Origin of the sequence: Aeromonas sp. R2-4 (assembly GCF_040908365.1) — a bacterium.
Lineage (GTDB): Bacteria > Pseudomonadota > Gammaproteobacteria > Enterobacterales > Aeromonadaceae > Aeromonas > Aeromonas veronii.
On sequence record NZ_JBFODO010000039.1, the window covers coordinates 40557 to 58945 of the forward strand.

The 18389-nt window shown below is 58.4% G+C and carries 14 protein-coding genes; 12 read left to right on the top strand and 2 right to left on the bottom strand.

What is annotated here, in order from left to right:
* The first annotated feature begins 6 nt into the window (after positions 1 to 6).
* From AB5Z05_RS14975 to tyrA, 8 genes are all read left to right on the top strand, one after another.
* A complete protein-coding gene (locus AB5Z05_RS14975; RefSeq protein WP_368152078.1) occupies positions 7 to 831 on the top strand; it encodes a phosphotransferase in 825 nt (274 codons plus the stop codon).
* A gap of 3 nt (positions 832 to 834) precedes the next feature.
* Complete coding sequence (locus AB5Z05_RS14980; protein WP_368152079.1) at positions 835 to 1692, top strand: DUF6279 family lipoprotein; 858 nt, start codon at positions 835 to 837, stop codon at positions 1690 to 1692.
* Positions 1693 to 1788: 96 nt separating this feature from the next.
* Positions 1789 to 2223, top strand: a complete 435-nt coding sequence (locus tag AB5Z05_RS14985; RefSeq protein WP_368152080.1) for a hypothetical protein — start codon at positions 1789 to 1791, stop codon at positions 2221 to 2223.
* A gap of 158 nt (positions 2224 to 2381) precedes the next feature.
* Positions 2382 to 4184: a protein translocase subunit SecD gene (secD, locus tag AB5Z05_RS14990; protein WP_201908306.1), complete on the top strand. Its 1803-nt coding sequence runs from the start codon at positions 2382 to 2384 to the stop codon at positions 4182 to 4184.
* Between the two features lie 151 nt (positions 4185 to 4335).
* Entirely contained in the window at positions 4336 to 5253 is a 918-nt protein-coding gene (gene secF, locus AB5Z05_RS14995) for a protein translocase subunit SecF (protein ID WP_368152081.1), read from the top strand.
* Between the two features lie 288 nt (positions 5254 to 5541).
* Positions 5542 to 6843: a glucose-1-phosphate adenylyltransferase gene (gene glgC / locus AB5Z05_RS15000; protein WP_368152082.1), complete on the top strand. Its 1302-nt coding sequence runs from the start codon at positions 5542 to 5544 to the stop codon at positions 6841 to 6843.
* A 409-nt stretch (positions 6844 to 7252) separates the two neighbouring features.
* Complete coding sequence (locus tag AB5Z05_RS15005; protein ID WP_368152083.1) at positions 7253 to 8326, top strand: 3-deoxy-7-phosphoheptulonate synthase; 1074 nt, start codon at positions 7253 to 7255, stop codon at positions 8324 to 8326.
* Between the two features lie 134 nt (positions 8327 to 8460).
* Positions 8461 to 9588: a bifunctional chorismate mutase/prephenate dehydrogenase gene (gene tyrA / locus AB5Z05_RS15010; RefSeq protein ID WP_368152084.1), complete on the top strand. Its 1128-nt coding sequence runs from the start codon at positions 8461 to 8463 to the stop codon at positions 9586 to 9588.
* Between the two features lie 556 nt (positions 9589 to 10144).
* Here tyrA and AB5Z05_RS15015 read toward each other — a convergent pair.
* A complete protein-coding gene (locus AB5Z05_RS15015) occupies positions 10145 to 11206 on the bottom strand; it encodes a porin (protein WP_127006770.1) in 1062 nt (353 codons plus the stop codon).
* A 395-nt stretch (positions 11207 to 11601) separates the two neighbouring features.
* On the opposite strand from AB5Z05_RS15015, the gene dinG reads away from it, so the two are divergent.
* From dinG to AB5Z05_RS15030, 3 genes are all read left to right on the top strand, one after another.
* On the top strand, positions 11602 to 13674 hold the full coding sequence (gene dinG / locus AB5Z05_RS15020) for an ATP-dependent DNA helicase DinG (protein WP_368152085.1): 2073 nt from the start codon (positions 11602 to 11604) through the stop codon (positions 13672 to 13674).
* 142 nt (positions 13675 to 13816) lie between these two features.
* Positions 13817 to 14476 (top strand): DUF2057 family protein, encoded by a 660-nt coding sequence (locus AB5Z05_RS15025; RefSeq protein ID WP_368152086.1) that lies wholly within the window; start codon positions 13817 to 13819, stop codon positions 14474 to 14476.
* A 180-nt stretch (positions 14477 to 14656) separates the two neighbouring features.
* Complete coding sequence (locus AB5Z05_RS15030; protein ID WP_368152087.1) at positions 14657 to 15553, top strand: histone deacetylase; 897 nt, start codon at positions 14657 to 14659, stop codon at positions 15551 to 15553.
* A gap of 156 nt (positions 15554 to 15709) precedes the next feature.
* Here the strand turns inward: AB5Z05_RS15030 and ylqF are convergent, their stop codons facing one another.
* Positions 15710 to 16660, bottom strand: a complete 951-nt coding sequence (gene ylqF / locus AB5Z05_RS15035; RefSeq protein ID WP_075115520.1) for a ribosome biogenesis GTPase YlqF — start codon at positions 16658 to 16660, stop codon at positions 15710 to 15712.
* Positions 16661 to 16983: 323 nt separating this feature from the next.
* Here ylqF and AB5Z05_RS15040 point away from each other — a divergent pair, with 323 nt between their 5' ends.
* Positions 16984 to 18381 (top strand): alkaline phosphatase, encoded by a 1398-nt coding sequence (locus AB5Z05_RS15040; RefSeq protein WP_005334065.1) that lies wholly within the window; start codon positions 16984 to 16986, stop codon positions 18379 to 18381.
* Positions 18382 to 18389: the final 8 nt, after the last annotated feature.

Genomic DNA, 18389 nt, shown 5'->3' on the forward strand with positions numbered 1-18389 from the left:
CTCCCGGTGACAGGCAACCGTGATCCGCTACTGGCCCGCCTGCCCGCCCCCTGGCGGGAGGGGCTGCTGGAACCACTCGGGTTAGGTCTGACCAACTGCAACTATCGACTGCGCCTCCCCTCGGGGCGCAGTTACTTTTTGCGTCAGGGCCACTCCGACCCGGTGCGCCTTGGCATCGACCGTCCTACCGAGTGGCAGCTTTATCAGGGGGCGATGGCCGAAGGGTTGGCGCTGCCCTGCCACTATGGCGATCCCGCCAGCGGTCTGATGCTGCTCGAGTGGTGCGATGAGCCAAACTGGGTGCACGCGGCGCCACCGGCAGCCGATCAGCCCCGTCTGCTGGCTGAGGTGCTGCGCAAGCTTCATCGCTTGCCGCTGCCTGCGGTGGTAATGGCGGTGCGGGCCCACGCGGCGGGCTATCGCGCCCGACTGGCCCGCATTCCCTTCTGGCTGCCCGCCCTGGAGCGGGGCTTGCTCGCCAGCAGTGAGCCAAATGATTGCTGGCGCCCTTGCCACCATGATCTCAATCCGGCTAACTTGTTGGGAAGCAAACCCTGGGTCATCGACTGGGAGTATGGCGCGGCAGGTCACCCCGGCTTTGAGCTCGCCAGCATCCAGCGCACCCATGAGTGGCCCGCCGAGCGGCGCGACGAGCTGGAAGCGCACTATCTGCAGGCCGTGCCGCGCCACCAGTGGCCCGATTTTCAGAGCGAGGCATTTTTACCCTGGGTCGACTATATCGGCCTGCTCTGGGCCCTGCTGATGGCAGAGCAACAGCCCTCACTCGACTATGACACCCTGATCGCCATCAACCGGCAACGACTGGAGTAACAGATGATAAACAAGGTGCGCTGGCACAAGCCGAAAACCTGGGGTCTGCTGCTGATCGGCCTGCTGCTGACCGGCTGCTCCACCCGGGTGATCTACTACTGGCTCGATACCGCCATCATCTGGCAGCTGGATGACTACTTTGCCCTCTCCTATTCGCAGAAGGATCTGCTCAGCCGCGAAGTGAAAGGGCTGATGGCCTGGCATCGCCAGCACGAGCTGCCGCGCTACGCCAGGGATCTCGATGCACTGGCCAAGGCGGTGGCCAGCCCCATGACGCCGGAGCAGATCTCGACCAACCTAGATGCGGTGCAGCAGAGCCTGACCCGCACGCTGGAAAACACTATCCCCCGCGCGGTCAGGCTGGCGCGCACCCTGACCGACGAGCAGGTGGCCCGCTTTATGACCGATCGGGTCAAGCGGCAACAGGAACGGCAAAAGGACTTTGCCACTGAGCCCAAAGAGCAGATGCTGGCGGAGTTTCGCGACAAGATGAACAAGCGGCTCGAGTTCTGGATTGGCGAGGTGAAACCGGCACAGGCGCCGCTGGTGGCCCAGTGGGCCGAATGGCAATACGAGCTGATGCCCCCCTGGCTCGAGTTTCAGGAGTCCTGGACCCAAGAGCTGGACAGGCTGATGAAGCAGCGCCAGAGTCCCGACTTCACCCGCGAGCTGACCAACCTGCTGGCCGAGGGGGATGGGTTGATGGATGGCCGCTTTACCGGCTATACCGAACAGTCGCGCCAGCGTACCGTCAACTGGCTGAGCGCCATGAGCCAGTCGCTGGATATCTCCCAGCGGGCCCATCTCTACTCCCTGCTCAAGGGTTATGCCCGCGACTTCAAACAGATGAGCAGCAGCTGACGAGCGGCATCGAATGGTGCCATGCGCCCGGGGCAACCTTGTTCAAACCGGGCGCTTATGGTAGTTTGCCCTTTCTATTTATCGGGAATTAACTTTTTGCGCCTTATCGACAAAGTAAAACTGGTGCTGGTCACTCTGGTTATCGCCCTCACCCTGCTTTGTTCCATCGCCCGAATGGAAGGCCCGCTGCTACCCGCATCTGCCCAGAGTGAACAGCAGCAGACTCAGGTGTTCAATCAGCTTAGCGACAGCGATGATGGCATCATCAAGTTTGTCGGCAGCCATCAGAATCACCTGCTGCGTCTCGAACAATCCCTGCGCAGTGACAACCAGCCCAAGAGTGTGGTCTACGAGCTGATCCAGAGCTGGTCAGCCCAGGCCATCCTGCTGTTGCTGCTCGGCTGGCTGATGCTGGCCCCCGAGCTCTATCACAAACAGAGTTTTCGCGATCGCTTTGGCGCGATCCATCGGCGCCATCTACAGCGCCAACATCTGCAATACCGCTTCACCCAGAGCTATCTGAACGCCTGACCCCGGAGGGGCTGGCACATCCACTGTTTGCTCATCTCCTCTTCCTGACGGATCCGGCGGCTGCCTGATCCGCATCTGATGCATCCCATTTTTTGCGCCTTGCCGAGCCTTGTTGCTATCGGCCCGGGCACCATTCTCCTGACAGAGGCTTGTTTGCCATGAGAAAGAGCAATCGCACCGTTCTCAACCGCATGAGCAAGTGGCAGTACGCACTGCTGCTGTTGATGCTGTTGACCTTTACCTTTTACTCCCTGCCCACCTTTTTTGGTGAGCAGCCCTCCCTCGGCCTGCACGGACAGCAGCGCCTGACCACCCAGCAGCAGATGTTGCTGAGCGACAAACACCTGACACCGGTCAAGGTGATCGAGCAACCTGAGCGGGTCGAGCTGGTCTTTGCCAGCCAGGGCGAACAGCAGCGCGCCAAGCAGTTGCTGGAGCAGCAAGGGGTCGACAGTGCCGCCCTGACCCTGGAGTTCCACTCCAATGCGCCGGCCTGGATCACCCGCCTTGGCGCCGACCCCATCAAGCTGGGGCTCGATCTGCGTGGCGGCTCCCAGCTGCTGATCGGGGTGGACGTGGACTTTGTCATCGACAATCAGACCAAGAATCTGGTGGATACCCTGCGCACCCGTTTCCGTGAAGCCAACCTGCGCGGCGCCAGCGTCACGCGCAGCGCACAGGGCGCCGTAGCCGTCACCCTGCCGGAGGTCGCCGAACAGGAGAGCTGGCTCGCCATCATCAAGGAGAGTGCCGGTACCCGTCAGGATCAGTGGAAGCTGACCCGCTCCGGCAATGATCTGAAACTGGTGCTGAGCGAGGCGGAGCGTACCCTGCTGGTCAACAACGCCGTGACCCAGAACCTGTCGATCCTGAAAAAAAGGATCAACGAGCTCGGCATCGTCGAGGCCTCGGTGGTGCGTCAAGGTCAGGATGGCATCCGTATCGAACTGCCCGGGGTACATAACCCCAAGCAGGCAAAAGAGGTGATCGGGGCCACCGCCTCGCTGGCCTTCTACGAGGCCAAAGCCGACAGCCACTTCTACATCGCCGATCGCAACGGTCAGGCCGTCGGCATGGCGCGCAAGCCGGTACTCACCGGCGAGCACATCGTCGATGCCCGCGCCAACATGGGCGAAATGGGTCAACCCCAGGTCAATATCGTGCTCGACACCCTGGGTGGCAGCAAGATGAACCAGTTCAGCCGCCAGCATGTGGGCAAGCCGATGGCGACCGTCTTCACCGAGTACAAGACCAACGCCCAGGGCAAACTGCGCGCCCAGAGCGAGGTGATCAACGTCGCCACCATCCAGACCGCCCTTGGCAACCAGTTCCGCATCACCGGCATTGGCAGTCTGCCGGAAGCGCAAGAGCTGGCCATGCTGCTGCGCGCCGGCGCCCTCACCGCCCCTCTCAAGATCCTGGAAGAACGCAGTATTGGCCCGACGCTGGGGATGCAGAATATCGAGGCGGGCTTCACCGCGCTGGCCTTCGGCATGGCAGGCATGATGCTGTTCATGATGGCCTGGTACCGCAAATTCGGCTGGGTTGCCATCACGGCGCTGGTCGCCAACCTGTTGATGCAGGTCGGCATGCTGGCGGTGCTACCGGGCGCCGTGCTGACCCTGCCGGGGATCGCAGGTCTGGTGCTGACGGTGGGCATGGCGGTGGATACCCATGTGCTGATCTTCGAGCGGATCAGGGACCGTCTGCGAGAGGGTGGTTCACTGGCCAACGCCATCGATTTTGGCTATCGCTCGGCCTTCCACACCATTTTCGATGCCAACATCACTACGCTCATCTGTGCTGTGGTGCTCTACTCCATCGGCTCCGGGCCGCTGCAGGGCTTCTCCATCACCCTCATTCTGGGTCTGCTCTCCAGCATGATCACCGGGATCTGGGGGACGCGCGCCATCATCAACCCCCTCTGGGGACGCAGCAGCGAGCGCACGCTGAAGGTGTAACGGGACAGTTGTCCCTCTGATGAGCGGCTTTGGCTGCGCCATCGGCCATGGATATGACCGGAGCGGCCAAAGCAGAACACTATTTTCCCGGCGTGTCACGGCACGTCGTGATGGGCCAACAGCCTGATGCTGGCTGGCCAAGGAGAGAATTATGTTGAGAATGATCGTTGCAATGGGGTTGACCCGTTGGCGTTATATCGGCCTGTGGGCTTCCATCCTGCTGACTGTGGCCAGTGTCGCCATCTTGTTGGTGAACGGCCTGACATTGGGGCTCGATTTTACCGGCGGGATCCTGCTGGAGTTTCATATCCAGACCCTGAAAGAGGCCCATGAGCTCAATGCCATGCTGGTCTCCCCGCTGGCGGGAGCCGTTGAGCTGAGCTCGGCCGGTATTCCCGGCGAGTGGCTGATCAAGCTGCCCCCCCACGAACTTCCCTGGCCCGCGGCGGATCTCGCCACCATGCTGACCCAACAGTTGGGGATGCCGGTCGAGTTGCTGCGCACCACCATCGTTGGCCCTCAGGTGGGTGCCGAGCTGTTCCAGCAGGGGATGCTGGCGGTGCTGGTCGCTTCGCTGGCGATGTCGGCCTATCTGGCGTTTCGCTTCGAGTGGCGTCAGGCCATCGGCATCCTGCTCTCGGTAGTCCATGACGCCATCGTGGCGCTGGGGCTGCTGTCACTCTTTCAGATCGAATTCGATCTGAACATCATCGCCGGTTTAATGGCGGTGATCGGCTACTCCCTCAACGACAGCATCGTCATCTCGGACAGGTTGCGGGATCTGCTGAGCTCGCGTACCCAGATGGGCATCCACGAGTGCTCCGATGTGGCCATCAAGGCGACCTTCAGTCGCACCATGATCACCTCGGGCACTACCCTGTTTACCGTGGGCGCTCTGTTGCTGTTTGGCGGTGACGCCCTCTACGGCTTCTCCTTCACCCTGTTTGCCGGGATCCTGGTGGGCACAGTCTCCTCCATTACCGTCGCTTCGACCGTGCAGGAGCTGCTTGGGCTCACCCCGCAGGCCTACCATAAGAAGAGCGAGGAGCCACTGGCCAACGCGGCCTGAACCTTGTTAATCAGGCCCGGCTTACCGGGTCTCAACGAACCGGGCCCCTGCCAACCATTGGCAGGGGCTTTTTCATCCCTCCTCTCGGTCTCTCGCCGCCCATTTTGTCGTTCGGCTCGTCTCAATTGACAACTGACCATATTGAAAGCAATGACGGATCAACCCGTCATTTTTAATAACAAAAAGGTCATTTTATTACGTCAGAAACCATAAAATGTGACTGAAAGCACTTTCTTGAGGGTTCAAAGGAGGCAACATTGTAGTGATTTATCTACAAAGGGATATGAGATGTTGTTACAACCTGCCAATACAGCAAAATCCAGACAGTTGCTGAACGAGACCATGGCTTTGGTACTCGCAGGAGGGCGGGGTAGTCGCCTCAAACAGTTAACCGACAACCGTGCAAAACCTGCCGTTCATTTCGGCGGCAAATTCCGCATCATCGATTTCGTGCTCTCCAACTGCATCAACTCCGGCATCCGTCGGGTCGGTGTCGTGACCCAGTACAAATCCCACAGCCTGTTGCGCCATCTCCAATCGGGCTGGTCTTTCCTGCGCTACCAGATGAACGAGTTTATCGATCTGCTCCCTGCCCAGCAGCGGGTGGATGAGGTGAACTGGTATCGGGGTACCGCCGATGCGGTCTACCAGAATCTGGATATCATCCGCGATCACGCCCCCAAATATGTGGTGGTGCTGGCAGGCGATCACATCTACAAGATGGATTACGCCGCCATGCTGCTCGACCACGTCAATATGGGCGCCAAGGTGACCGTTGCCTGCATCGAGGTGCCACGCACTGAAGCAAGCGCCTTCGGGGTAATGGCGGTGGATGATGATCGCAAGATCAATGCCTTCGTCGAAAAGCCTGCTAACCCGCCCGCCATGCCGGGCAAGGCCGACACCGCGCTGGCCTCAATGGGCGTCTATATATTCGATGCGGAGTATCTCTATCAGCTGCTGGAAGAGGACATTGCCAACGAGCAGTCCCATCACGATTTCGGCATGGACGTGATCCCCCGCGTGGTGAAAGAGGGCACCGCATTCGCACACCCGTTTGGCATGTCCTGTGTCGGCTGCTGTCCGGATCGCCGCCCCTACTGGCGCGATGTGGGCACCGTGGACTCCTTCTGGGAGGCAAATATGGATCTCGCTTCCGTCACGCCTGAGCTCGATATCTACGATCAGGACTGGCCCATCTGGACCAGTCAGAACATGACACCTCCCGCCAAGTTCGTGCAGGACCGAAACGGCCAGCACGGCATGACCATCAACTCCATGTTTGCCGGGGGCACCATCGTCAGTGGCTCTTTCATCCTGAGTTCGGTGCTCTTTACCAATGTGCGGGTCGACTCCTTCTGCACCCTGGATCAGGCCGTTATCTTCCCAGGTGTGGAGATTGGTGCCGGTTGCCGACTGCGCCGGGTGGTGATCGACAAGGGGTGCAAACTGCCAGAAGGCACGGTGATCGGTGAAAACGCCGATGAAGATGCACGTCGCTTCCACCGCTCCGAGCAGGGCATAGTGCTGGTCACCCAGGGGATGCTCACTCGCCTGAACAAAGAGCAGCAGGGAAAACAGAAACGCTGATCCGAAGCCAGACGGGGTACCCCTTCCTACCGCAAAGGGAGCCATAATGGCTCCCTCTTTTTATGGCTGACCAGATAGCCACCTCACACCATCATTGCCATCGTGTTGCAGTCTCCCAGAGATACCATTTACTGTGGGTAAACAGCTGGGCAACGCAGCCTTCACGCCTCCAAGCCGTAAACATTAAATTACACAAAAACCATTAACCCTCCGAAAAAACCTCTGTATTATTCCTGTTAGCGCTATATAGCAGCTCCTTTATCTGACTTTTTAGCGGTAAACCCACTGGTTTCACTTGATTGTTTGTTTTTCCTTGGTAAGGTGATGGCGGTTGCGTAACAAAGCAGGTACCGATGTAAACATATAGGTACAATCGCTTTTGGCTTAATACAGTAGAGAGAATGAAATCATGCAAAGAGACCCCCTGAACAACATCCATATCCAGTCCGAACAAGTGATGATCACGCCTGCCCAGCTCAAGGAGAAGTTACCTATCTCCGACAAGGCGCTGGCATTCGTGCAAGGGGCCCGCAATACCATCGCCGACATCATTCACCGCCGCGATCACCGCCTGTTGGTGATCTGTGGTCCCTGTTCCATCCACGACATGGACGCCGCCAAAGAGTACGCAACCAGACTCAAAGCGCTGCATGATGCCTATCAGGACTCTCTCTACATTGTCATGCGGGTCTACTTTGAGAAGCCGCGCACCACGGTCGGCTGGAAAGGCTTTATCAACGACCCCAATCTGGATGGCACCTTCGATGTGGAGCTGGGGCTGCACCGTGCCCGCGAGCTGCTCTGCTGGCTGGCGGAGCTGGAGTTGCCGCTGGCCACCGAAGCGCTCGATCCCATCAGCCCGCAATACTTGGCTGAGCTCTTCTCCTGGTCAGCCATCGGCGCCCGTACCACCGAATCCCAGACCCACAGGGAGATGGCGTCCGGTCTCTCCATGCCGGTCGGCTTCAAGAACGGCACCGACGGCAACCTGGGGACTGCCATTAATGCGTTGCAGGCGGCCTCCTCCCCTCACGCCTTTATGGGGATCAACCAGCAGGGCCAGGTTGCGCTGCTGCAGACCCAGGGCAACCCGGATGGCCACGTGATCCTGCGCGGCGGCAAACATCCCAACTATGACTCGGTCAACGTGTCGCTGGCGGAAGAGGCGCTGGAGAAAGCGGGCCTGCTGCCGAGCCTAGTGGTGGATTGCAGCCACGGCAACTCCAGCAAGGATCACCGTTTGCAGCCCAAGGTGGCCGACAACGTCATCCACCAGATCCAGGAGGGCAACCGCTCCATCATCGGGGTGATGCTCGAATCCAACCTGTTCGAGGGAAACCAGTCCAGCGAGCAGCCCAAGCAGCAGATGCGCTACGGGGTCTCCATCACAGATGCCTGCATCGACTGGGACACCACCGCCACCCTGCTGGCCCGCTGCCACAACCAGCTGGCTGACCCTCTCAAGGGCAGAACTGTGCGGTAAGCCGTGGTATCTTGTCGTAACCTATTGAACAATCGAGGTATCACCGCTGGTGGCATCAAGCCGCTCACGCAGTGATACCTTGTTGCATCTGATTTTCAGGGCGCCGCCGCTCGCGGCGCCAGCAGGGACTGGATATGGCTGAAGAGTTGAATGTACTCAGGGACAAGATAGATGCGGTGGACAAGCAGCTGATCGATCTGCTGGCCGCCCGTCTGGCCCTGGTGGGAGAAGTGGGTGAGGTAAAGAGCCGCCACGGCCTGCCCATCTATGCACCGGATCGGGAAGCGAGCATGCTGGCCCGCCGTCGTGCCGAGGCTGAGCAGTTGGGAGTGCCCGGCGATCTCATCGAAGACGTGCTGCGCCGGGTGATGCGTGAATCTTATGCCAGCGAGAAAGATACCGGCTTCAAATGCATAAAGCCGGATCTTGGCAAGGTGGTCATCATCGGCGGTCAGGGTCAGCTTGGTCGGCTGTTCGGTCATATGTTCAGCCTCTCAGGCTATCGGGTCGAGACGCTGGAACAAGCCGACTGGCCGCGCGCTGACGAGATCCTCGCCGGAGCCGGTCTGGTGATGGTGGCGGTGCCCATCGATATCACCTGCCAGATCATCGACCGCCTCAGCAACCTGCCCGCCCACTGCCTGCTGGTGGATGTCACCAGCGTGAAAGCGGCGCCGCTCGAACATATGCTGACGGTGCACCAAGGGCCGGTACTGGGACTGCACCCCATGTTCGGGCCGGATGTGGCGAGTCTCGCCAAGCAGGTGATCGTCTGCTGCCAGGGTCGCGACGGCGCCGCCAGCCAATGGCTGCTGGATCAGATGACCATCTGGGGCGCCCGCTTGCAACAGGTGGAAGCCAAGGCCCACGATGAGGCGATGACCCTCATTCAGGCGCTGCGTCACTTCGCCACCTTTGCCTATGGCTGGCACCTCTCCCGGGAGCAGGCCAATCTGGATCGCCTGTTGAGTTTGAGCTCCCCCATCTACCGGCTGGAGCTCGCCATGGTGGGGCGGCTGTTCGCTCAGGATCCCCACCTCTATGCCGACATCATTTTGTCGTCACCGCAGAATCTGGCGATGATCCGTCGCTACTACCAAAACTTCGGCGAAGCGCTGGGGCTGCTGGAGCGGGGGGACAGGGACGGTTTCATCGAGGCCTTCTCGCAAGTCTCCGGTTTCTTCGGTGAGCATGCCGACCAGTTCCTGCGTGAAAGCCGCATGCTACTGGCCCAGGCCAACGACCGCCGCCAACACGGCTGATCCTGCAAAAGCAGTCACCACTCATATCACCAAAAAGGGAAGATACTCAGGCATCTTCCCTTTTTGTTTGTGACTCATTTCAACGCTAACTCAGTCTCGAGCGGCGACACATCAAGTACCTACCGCTGATTGGCCTCACAATCCCCTCCAACTGTGCTGCATCATATCCACCAAGCATGCTCCTTCAATATCCGCACAATCCGCGCAAATAGCACCGCCCATTGCAAGGGCAGCCAGATACTCACGGTCAAACCAAGCGGCTGCGAGCAATGACTCTATGGCGTAAAGGAGAGCAGTGCCCTCCCATCAAAGAAATAAGCAGGAAGCAGGAAGCAGGAAGCAGGAAGCAGGAAGCAGGAAGCAGGAAGCAGGAAGCAGGAAGCAGGAGAGATTAATCGAGACAGATGGTTTGCCAAACATAACTTAACACAGCAATCCGGAGATTCATCATTGCGCCAGTACGCTATCGCCAAAAAAGAAAATGGCCGAGATATCATCTCGGCCATTCGTTGCTTGGTCAAAGACTCAAGCCAGGATATTACTCTTGTTCAACTTATTAGAAGTTGTACTGCAGGGCAACGGTATACTCGTCGTCCATTTTGGACATACCCTGAATCTTGTACTCGGTGTAAGCTTTCAGCTTCGGAGTAAAGGCGTACTGAACACCCAACAGGGTTTCATCAACCTGATCCTGATAGCTGGCACCAGAAAGTTGAGCGCCTTTCTTGCCTTCTTTGAAATTGTAGCCAGCCAAGAAGGTCCAAGCGTCTACGTTGTAAGAAGCAGCCAACTCGTAACCACGACCTTCGTCTTTGTGACCAGTGGTATCGTTCTTCAGAGTACCCTGAGTGTACATACCAGCGAAGTAGAAGCCGTTGATGGCGTAGTTAGCAGACAGTGCCCACTCTGACTTCTCACCACTGTTGTAGGTGGCTGCGTTGTTGTTGGTTTCCAGATCGGAGTATGCATAACCGGCATTCAGACCCAAACCGAAGTCAAATGCGTAACCAGCAGATGCTGCATAACCAGCTTTGCGCTTAACGTCCTTGAATGATTCAGTCTTAATTTTACCGCCTACGTCTTTGATTACGACGGCTGTTTCATCGTTGGTCTGATATGACAATTTACCGGTGAAACCACCGAAAGAGTTGGAGTAGATCACCTGACCTTCTTGGCGACCATCATAGTAGTTACCGTTGGAGCCCCACTCATTGAAAATATCAGTTGAAGCGATAGCGTCGTAGAAGGCAGTGTCAGTCTGACCAAAAATTACTTTACCGTTTTGGGAGCCATCGAAGCCTGCGTAGATGTGACGCGCTTTGAAAGTGCTACCGTCGGTGTTTTCGGCAGAAACTTGCCATTCAGTTTTGGCAATGGCAGACCACGTGTTGTTCAGCGCAACTTTGCCTGACCAACCCAGACGAGAAGTACCAACCAGTTCTGCATCACCTTTGTGAGCTTCAGTCAGCCCATTGGGGTTATCACTTTCACCGTAGTAGTTAGCCTGTACACGGCCGTAAACGTCAAAGTTGGTACCGTCTTTGTCATAGATCACTGCGGCGTTAGCGGCGGATGCAAACAGAGCCGGGATAGCAATAGCCAGAATTGTCTTTTTCATAGTTTCCAATGCCTACTGTAATTAAACACTAAGTTGTTGTTATTCCCTGTGTTAGCGATGTTCTTTGCATCACTATGCCGCCGAGACTAGCACCGGATTTTTTGAACCGCAATGAAAAAACTTGGAACTTTTTACGGAAACCATAGTCATGGAGGCAAAAATGTGAGCCAAGTCTCACCTAACGGAAAGGCAAAAGGAAAACGTTTGCAATGAATCCTGCTGATTATTTGGACTCAAATAGTCTATTTTGCATGCAAATAACGCTAACTACCTGATAAACAACCAAAGTGGTCTGATCAGCGTAAAACAGCCGTGATAATGGCAGTTGCCTCGACCTCACCAAGGGGTTGCGGGTATCCTTGTCCTTCGATTAACCCCTAACTGGCCTTCTCTTCATGCTCTCTACTCGCCTTAAAGCCACCATTCGTCAAACCTATCGCCAGATTTCGGATGGATTACCCGGTTTTGTGCCGCGCAAAGAGCAGAACTTTCTGGTGGCAGAGATAGCCAAAACCCTGACCGGCGAGTACGACAAGCAGCGCCGGATCCTGGTGGCCGAAGCGGGCACCGGTATCGGCAAATCCCTCTCCTATGCGCAGGGTGCCATCCCGGTGGCGCGGCTCACCCAGAAGAAGCTGGTGATCTCTACCGCCACCGTGGCCCTGCAAGAGCAGCTGATCCACAAAGACCTTCCTTTTTACCACCGCCACAGCGAGCTGCCGTTTCGCTTTATGCTGGTCAAGGGGCGTCAGCGCTACTGCTGCGAGCATCTGCTGGAGCAGGCAGCCAGTGGCGCCGAGATGGCCAACTTCGAGCTCGACTTTGGCAGTCTGAGCAAGTCCAAGCCATCTGACAGCGACAAAGATCGCTACCAGGCCCTGTGGCAGGCCTACACCAATGGTAAATGGGACGGGGATCGGGACAACTGGCCAGAGCCCATTCCCGACACTTGCTGGGATCGCATCGCCGCAGACCGCCACACCTGCAACAAGGCGCTGAGCCATCACCAGCACTGCCCCTTTCATCGCGCCCGCAACGACATGGAGAGCGCCGATGTGCTGGTCGTCAACCATGCGCTGCTGCTCTCCGATCTCACCATGGGCGGCGGCATCATTCTGCCGCCCCCTGATGAGTGCATCTATGTGCTGGATGAGGCCCATCACCTGCCCACCATTGCCCGGGATCACGGCGCGGCGTCGGCCAGCGTCAAAGGCTCACGTCGCTGGTTGGAGAAGCTGGTACAAAGTGCAGGCAAGCTGGCGCGGACGCTTAATAAGGAGAGCCTGCTCGACCCCCAACTCAAACTGCAGGATGCGCTGGCCTCCATCCAGCCCGATCTGAAGGCGGTCGAGCAGTGGCTCAGCGCCAACGATCGGCTGTTTGGCACGGAACCTCACTACCGCTTCGCAGAAGGGGTATTGCCTGATCCCCTGCCCATGCTGGCGGAGAATCTCAAGGAGTCGAGCAAGAAGGCGCTGCGAGCGCTGGATCGGATGCAAGGGGCCATAGGTGAAGCGCTGAAAGATGGCGAGATTCGCCGCAAGGAGGCCGAACCTCTGCTGGCAGAGAGCGGTTTTCATCTGCAGCGGCTGGAGAGTTTCAGCGCCCTCTGGGAGATGCTGGGGCGCCATGTGCCGACCGGCAAAACCCCGCTCGCCCGCTGGATGGCCAAGAGCGATGACGGCGATATCTGGCTGCACGCCTCACCGATTGAGGTAGGCTATCTGCTGGAAGAGTGGCTCTGGTCGAAATGTCTGGGAGCCGTACTGGTCTCCGCGACCCTCACCGCCCTCTCTTCCTTTAGTTATTTTCGCCATCAGGTGGGGCTCAAGGAGCACGACGGTACCCGCTATCTGCGCCTGCGCTCCCCCTTTGACTATCAGAAAGCCGAGCTCTATCTGCCCAAGATGGAGCACGAACCCAACTCGCCGGCCTTTACCAACGAACTCATCAGCGTGCTGCCACGTATTCTTGCGGGCAAGGAGGCGAGTCTGGTGCTCTTCTCCTCCTACCGCCAGATGAATGAGGTGGCTGTTGGCTTGCGAGCCAAGGGACTATCACTGCTGGTGCAGGGGGAAGCCTCCCGCAATGCCCTGCTCACCCTGCACAAACAAAAGTGCGATGGCGGTCAGGCCAGCATTCTGTTTGGTACCGGCAGCTTCTCGGAGGGGCTGGATCTGCCGGGTCACTACCTTACCAATCTGGTGATCACCAAACTCCCCTTTGCGGTGCCCAACTCGCCGGTCGAGGAGGCAACCGCCGAGTGGGTGGAGCAGCGAGGGGGGAACCCCTTCCTGCAACTGACAGTGCCGGAAGCATCGCGCAAGCTTATCCAGGCCTGTGGTCGCCTCATCCGCAAAGAGGCTGATCGGGGGCGAGTCACCATTCTCGACCGCCGCCTGCTGACCAAACGTTATGGCAAGGGGTTGCTCGACGCCCTCCCCCCGTTTACACGGCGGATCGAATAAATAAGTCGGTCGCTATTGATAAACAAACTGACAGCAGCGCGAACATCGACCACCAGAAAGAGCCATTGCCGCAGTAGGCCAAACCTGTAAAAATGAGCCCCTGTTTTCAGTGGGCAATCGCCTGACTGTTCAAGGAGATGAAATGAAACTGACTGTTCTGGTACCGGCGCTGGCTGGTCTGTTGTGGGCCGGTAGCGCCCTTGCTGATGCCCAATTGGAAGTGACCACCCCGTATGTCGTCCAGCTGATCGATGGTCAATCCATCAACCCCAAGCTACTCGACAAAACCAGCACCTTCCCCCTCTCTGCTGGCAAACACCAGTTGGTCGTCGCCTTTGAAGGCAACTACTCCAGCCGTAACGAAATCAAGCTGGTGACCGCCGAGCCGCTGGTGCTGAACTTCACCGCCGCCGACAATCAGCAGCTGGAGCTGGACTATAAAAAGCCCCGCAACGAAGCCGAAGCCAAGCAGTTTGTCAAAGAGCAGAAAGTGGCGCTGAAAGACAAGGTCAGTGGTCAGCAAGTGAGCAGCGAACAGTTCGTGATGCCGAAAGTAGAGGGCTTCCAGCTGACCCGTGACTATCAGCAAGAGCTGATCAACATGGGCAAGGCCTTCAACCAGCCCAAAGCAGTGGCCGTCTCTTCTGCTGCCGTGATGGCTGCCGCCAGCGCACCGGTTCAGGTTGCCCCCAGCAAGGCTCAAAGCAATCCGGAAGCGCTGACCCAGTTGCAAAACTGGTACAACAAGGCCGATGCGGAAACCCGCAAAGCCTTCCAGATCTGGGTTATCCAGCAGCAATAAGCCGGGCTGAGTGATTGACTGAAAGGGGAGCCAAGCTCCCCTTTTCCATATCCTGCGGTCTCACTCACGACGCGTCTTGATTTATGCGCTGCCACTTCCCTTTATATAGGGAGTACATATATGGATTCATCTGCTGATTTCATATATAGAAAGCTCCACCTTGCCAGGGAGAATGGCACCATGTCGTTGCGCATTTTCTATCACCCCCTCTACTCCTCCCTGACGCTACCCGAGCGCCATCGCTTCCCGCTGGCCAAGTATCAAGGGCTGTTTGAACGCCTGCAGATGCAGGGTTACCCCCTTGGCGAAGCGCCCGCCGCTACCCGGGAGCAAATCTGTCGCATTCACGATGCCGATTATGTCGCGGCGGCCCTGAGCGGCCAGCTGGCAGATCGCGCCATCCGCAAGATCGGTTTTCCCTGGTCACCCATGCTGATAGAGCGCACCTTGCGCTCGGTGGGTGCCACCGTTGCCGCCAGCCGCCATGCTCTTGAGCAGGGATGCGGCTTGCAGATCTCCGGCGGCTATCACCACGCCCATCGCGATCACGGCAGCGGTTTTTGCCTGTTCAACGATCTGGTGATTGCGGCGCAGGCTTGCCTCGACGAGGGGCACTGTGAACAGGTGCTGATCGTCGATCTCGATGTGCATCAGGGAGATGGCAGTGCGGCCCTGTGCGCCGGACGGCGCGATATCATCACCCTCTCCCTTCATGGGGAGCACAACTTCCCCCATCACAAAGCCACCTCTCACCTCGACTTTCCGCTGCCAAGCGGCATGACGGACGATGCCTATCTCACCACATTGCAACAGGCGCTATCACTGGCACTGCGGCTCTATTCGCCGGATCTCATCCTCTATCAGGCGGGCGTCGATGTGCATCATGCCGACGAGCTTGGCTATCTCTCCCTGAGCGATGAAGGGGTGCGCCTGCGCGATGCCATGGTGTTTGACTGCGCATTGCAGCACGGCGTGCCCATCGCGGCGGTGCCCGGGGGCGGCTATCGCCGCGACTGGCAGCAGCTGATCCCGCTTCATATGTCGCTGTTTGAAACAGCGCACCACCGTTTTGGCTGATGGCATGGCTTTATAGCGCGGACACCCCATCAGAGTGGGCGGCATTTCACCAGATAAAATAGAAGAGGCGACCCCTGGGGTCGCCTCTTCGTGTTTCGTCATCTCGGTCACACAAGCTCGCTCGCAGTCAGGCAAGCTCGGGACGCCTGAGGATAACTATTTCTGACGCTTGCGGGCGTACTTGCGACGGGCGCGGGCCTGACGCTCCTCTTCCCGCTCGGCCTTCTCTTTGGCTTTTTGCTCGGCTTCTGCGGCGGCTTCGACAATCTCGACGCTCACCATCTCCGGCGTCTCCAGCGAGATGCGGCCAAGCAAACCGGAGCGGAACTCGTTAATCAGGATCTCGGACGCCTTGTGCAAGTCGGCCAGCCCCCCTTTGCGCATAAACGCCCGCTGGCGGGCGATCATCTCCAGCAGCTCGATCTCGGTCTCGGGCAGCTCGTCAATCTGGTAGCGCGCCTTGATCCGCTCCGGATAGGCCTTGATGAAGTAGTCAGCGGCGAACATGGCGATATCGGCATAGTCGAACACTGTGTCCTTGATGGCCGCTGTGATAGCCAGACGATAACCGCAGGAGGGCGGATTGAGCTTGGGCCAGAGGAAACCCGGGGTATCGGTCAGGATGACGTTGTTATCCAGCTTGATCCGCTGCTGGGACTTGGTCACCCCCGCCTCGTTGCCGGTACGGGCGATGATGCGCCCCGCCAGAGTATTGATCAGAGTGGACTTGCCCACGTTGGGGATCCCCATGATCATCGCCCGCACGCCGCGCAGCTCAAAATTGCGCTCCGGCAGCATCTCGTGGCAGAGGGTCAGCAGTTGCTTGATCTTCTCCGGCTCTTGTTGCGTCAGCGGCAGCGCCTTGATCCCCTTCTCTTTTTCCATGTGCGCCACCCACAGATCGGTGATCGCCGAATCGGCCAGGTCCGCCTTGTTCAGCACCTTGATCACCGGGGTATCACCACGCAGCTCGGGCACCAGCGGGTTTTCGCTGGAGAAGGGGATGCGGGCATCGAGCATCTCGATGATCACATCGACCTGGGGCATGACCTCGGCAATCTCTTTGCGGGCCTTGTGCATGTGACCGGGGAACCAGTTGATGGACATATCCGTTACTCTCTGTGGGGGCTGCGGGCGCGCGCATGGAACAACAGGCGCTCTGCCGCGGGCATCGAACGAAGGGGGCGCATTTTACCTGCTGCGGGCCTCTTTTGACAGGTCATTCTAACCATCACCTCATCAAATCAGCAAACCGCCGAGGCGGAGCAACCTTGCCGGAAGCGACCGGACCAACTGGCTCAATTGATAGATAACACATTGATATAGTGTAACATTTTCATCACTTTTTCACACAACCGTCACCGATAGTCAGTAAAAGTGTCATCTGCCCCCTCTAGGCTGCGCTCAGGTTTTACAAGGAGCGAACCCCAATGAGAAAAATGGCAGGACTTGCAGTGATGATCGGCGCCGCCCTGGCTGCCGGCTGCAAATCAGACAATGACACGGTGGCGACCAAGCCCGCAGCCCAACCCACCAACGTCATCTTCTTCCTCGGTGACGGCATGGGCCTCAACACCCTTACGGCGGCCCGCATCTACGGTGTCGGCGAAGAGGGTGATCTCACCATCGATACCCTGCCAGAGACGGCCTTTATCAAGACCTTCTCCCACGATGCCCAGGTCACTGACTCGGCCCCCTCCATGGCGGCCTACATGACCGGAGTCAAGAGCAACAACGGCGTTATCAGCATGGACGGCGACGCCACCTATGAGAGCGACTGCAGCAAGAGCGCCGGCAAGCCGGTGACCACCCTGCTGGAGCTGGCCAAAGCCGATGGCCGCGGTACCGGTGTGGTAACCAGTACCCGGGTGACCCACGCCACCCCGGCGGCTACCTATGCCCATATCTGCAACCGGGATCTGGAGGCAGATATCGCCGTCCAGCTGGTGCCGGGCGGCAAAGGCTACAACAGCGCCCTCAAGGAGGGGCTGGATGTGGTGCTCGGTGGCGGCAGCAGTTTCTTCCTGCCCAAAGCTGACAAGGGCAAGCGGGAGGATGGCCGCAACCTCATCAGCGAAATGCAGGCCAAGGGCTACCAGTTTGCCAGCAATCTGGACGAGCTGAACAAGGCCGATGCGGGCAAGCCGCTGCTGGGTCTGTTTGGTTCCAGCCACATGAAATATGACCTGGACCGCCCTGCCAGCGAGCCGTCACTGGCCCAGATGACCCTGGCCGCCATCAAGCAGCTCAAGGGCAAAGAGAAGGGTTACTTCCTGATGGTGGAAGGGGGCCGCATCGACCACGCCCTGCACGACACCAACGCCAAGCGGGCGCTGCAGGACACCATCGCCTTCGACAATGCCATCAAGGCCGCCATCGACGAGGTGAAAAAGAGCGACCCCGAGCTGAAAAACACCCTGATCGTGGTCACCGCCGACCATGACCACACGCTCGTGCTCAACGGCTATGCCAAGCGCACCGGCAAGACCACCGCCGACAACCCCGGCGTACTCGGGCTGGTGAAGAACTACGAGACTGGCGAGCCAAGCAAGGATAGCGAGGGCATGCCCTACACCATCATAGGTTTTGGCAACGGCTACAACCGGGTAGATGGCCCGCGCAGCAGCGTCGCCCCGCTCGACGATGCCACCGTCTCCGCCAATGACTACCACCAGGAAGTGGTAGTCAAGGTAGGCGAAATCGGCAACGAGACCCACGGCGGTACCGATGTCTTCCTCGGCGCCATCGGCAAGGGGGCTGACAGCTTCCATGGCTCACTCGATAACACCGCCGTGTTCGGCAAGATCAAGGCTGCGGCCAAGCTGTAAGGAGCACT

Bases quoted from the DNA above. Each gene is read 5' to 3' on its own strand.
- AB5Z05_RS14980 (WP_368152079.1), top strand. From the start codon at position 835: ATGATAAACAAGGTGCGCTGGCACAAGCCGAAAACCTGGGGTCTGCTG.
- secD (WP_201908306.1), top strand. From the start codon at position 2,382: ATGAGAAAGAGCAATCGCACCGTTCTCAACCGCATGAGCAAGTGGCAG.
- secF (WP_368152081.1), top strand. From the start codon at position 4,336: ATGTTGAGAATGATCGTTGCAATGGGGTTGACCCGTTGGCGTTATATC.
- glgC (WP_368152082.1), top strand. From the start codon at position 5,542: ATGTTGTTACAACCTGCCAATACAGCAAAATCCAGACAGTTGCTGAAC.
- AB5Z05_RS15005 (WP_368152083.1), top strand. From the start codon at position 7,253: ATGCAAAGAGACCCCCTGAACAACATCCATATCCAGTCCGAACAAGTG.
- tyrA (WP_368152084.1), top strand. From the start codon at position 8,461: ATGGCTGAAGAGTTGAATGTACTCAGGGACAAGATAGATGCGGTGGAC.
- AB5Z05_RS15015 (WP_127006770.1), bottom strand. From the start codon at position 11,206: ATGAAAAAGACAATTCTGGCTATTGCTATCCCGGCTCTGTTTGCATCC.
- dinG (WP_368152085.1), top strand. From the start codon at position 11,602: ATGCTCTCTACTCGCCTTAAAGCCACCATTCGTCAAACCTATCGCCAG.
- AB5Z05_RS15025 (WP_368152086.1), top strand. From the start codon at position 13,817: ATGAAACTGACTGTTCTGGTACCGGCGCTGGCTGGTCTGTTGTGGGCC.
- AB5Z05_RS15030 (WP_368152087.1), top strand. From the start codon at position 14,657: ATGTCGTTGCGCATTTTCTATCACCCCCTCTACTCCTCCCTGACGCTA.
- ylqF (WP_075115520.1), bottom strand. From the start codon at position 16,660: ATGTCCATCAACTGGTTCCCCGGTCACATGCACAAGGCCCGCAAAGAG.
- AB5Z05_RS15040 (WP_005334065.1), top strand. From the start codon at position 16,984: ATGAGAAAAATGGCAGGACTTGCAGTGATGATCGGCGCCGCCCTGGCT.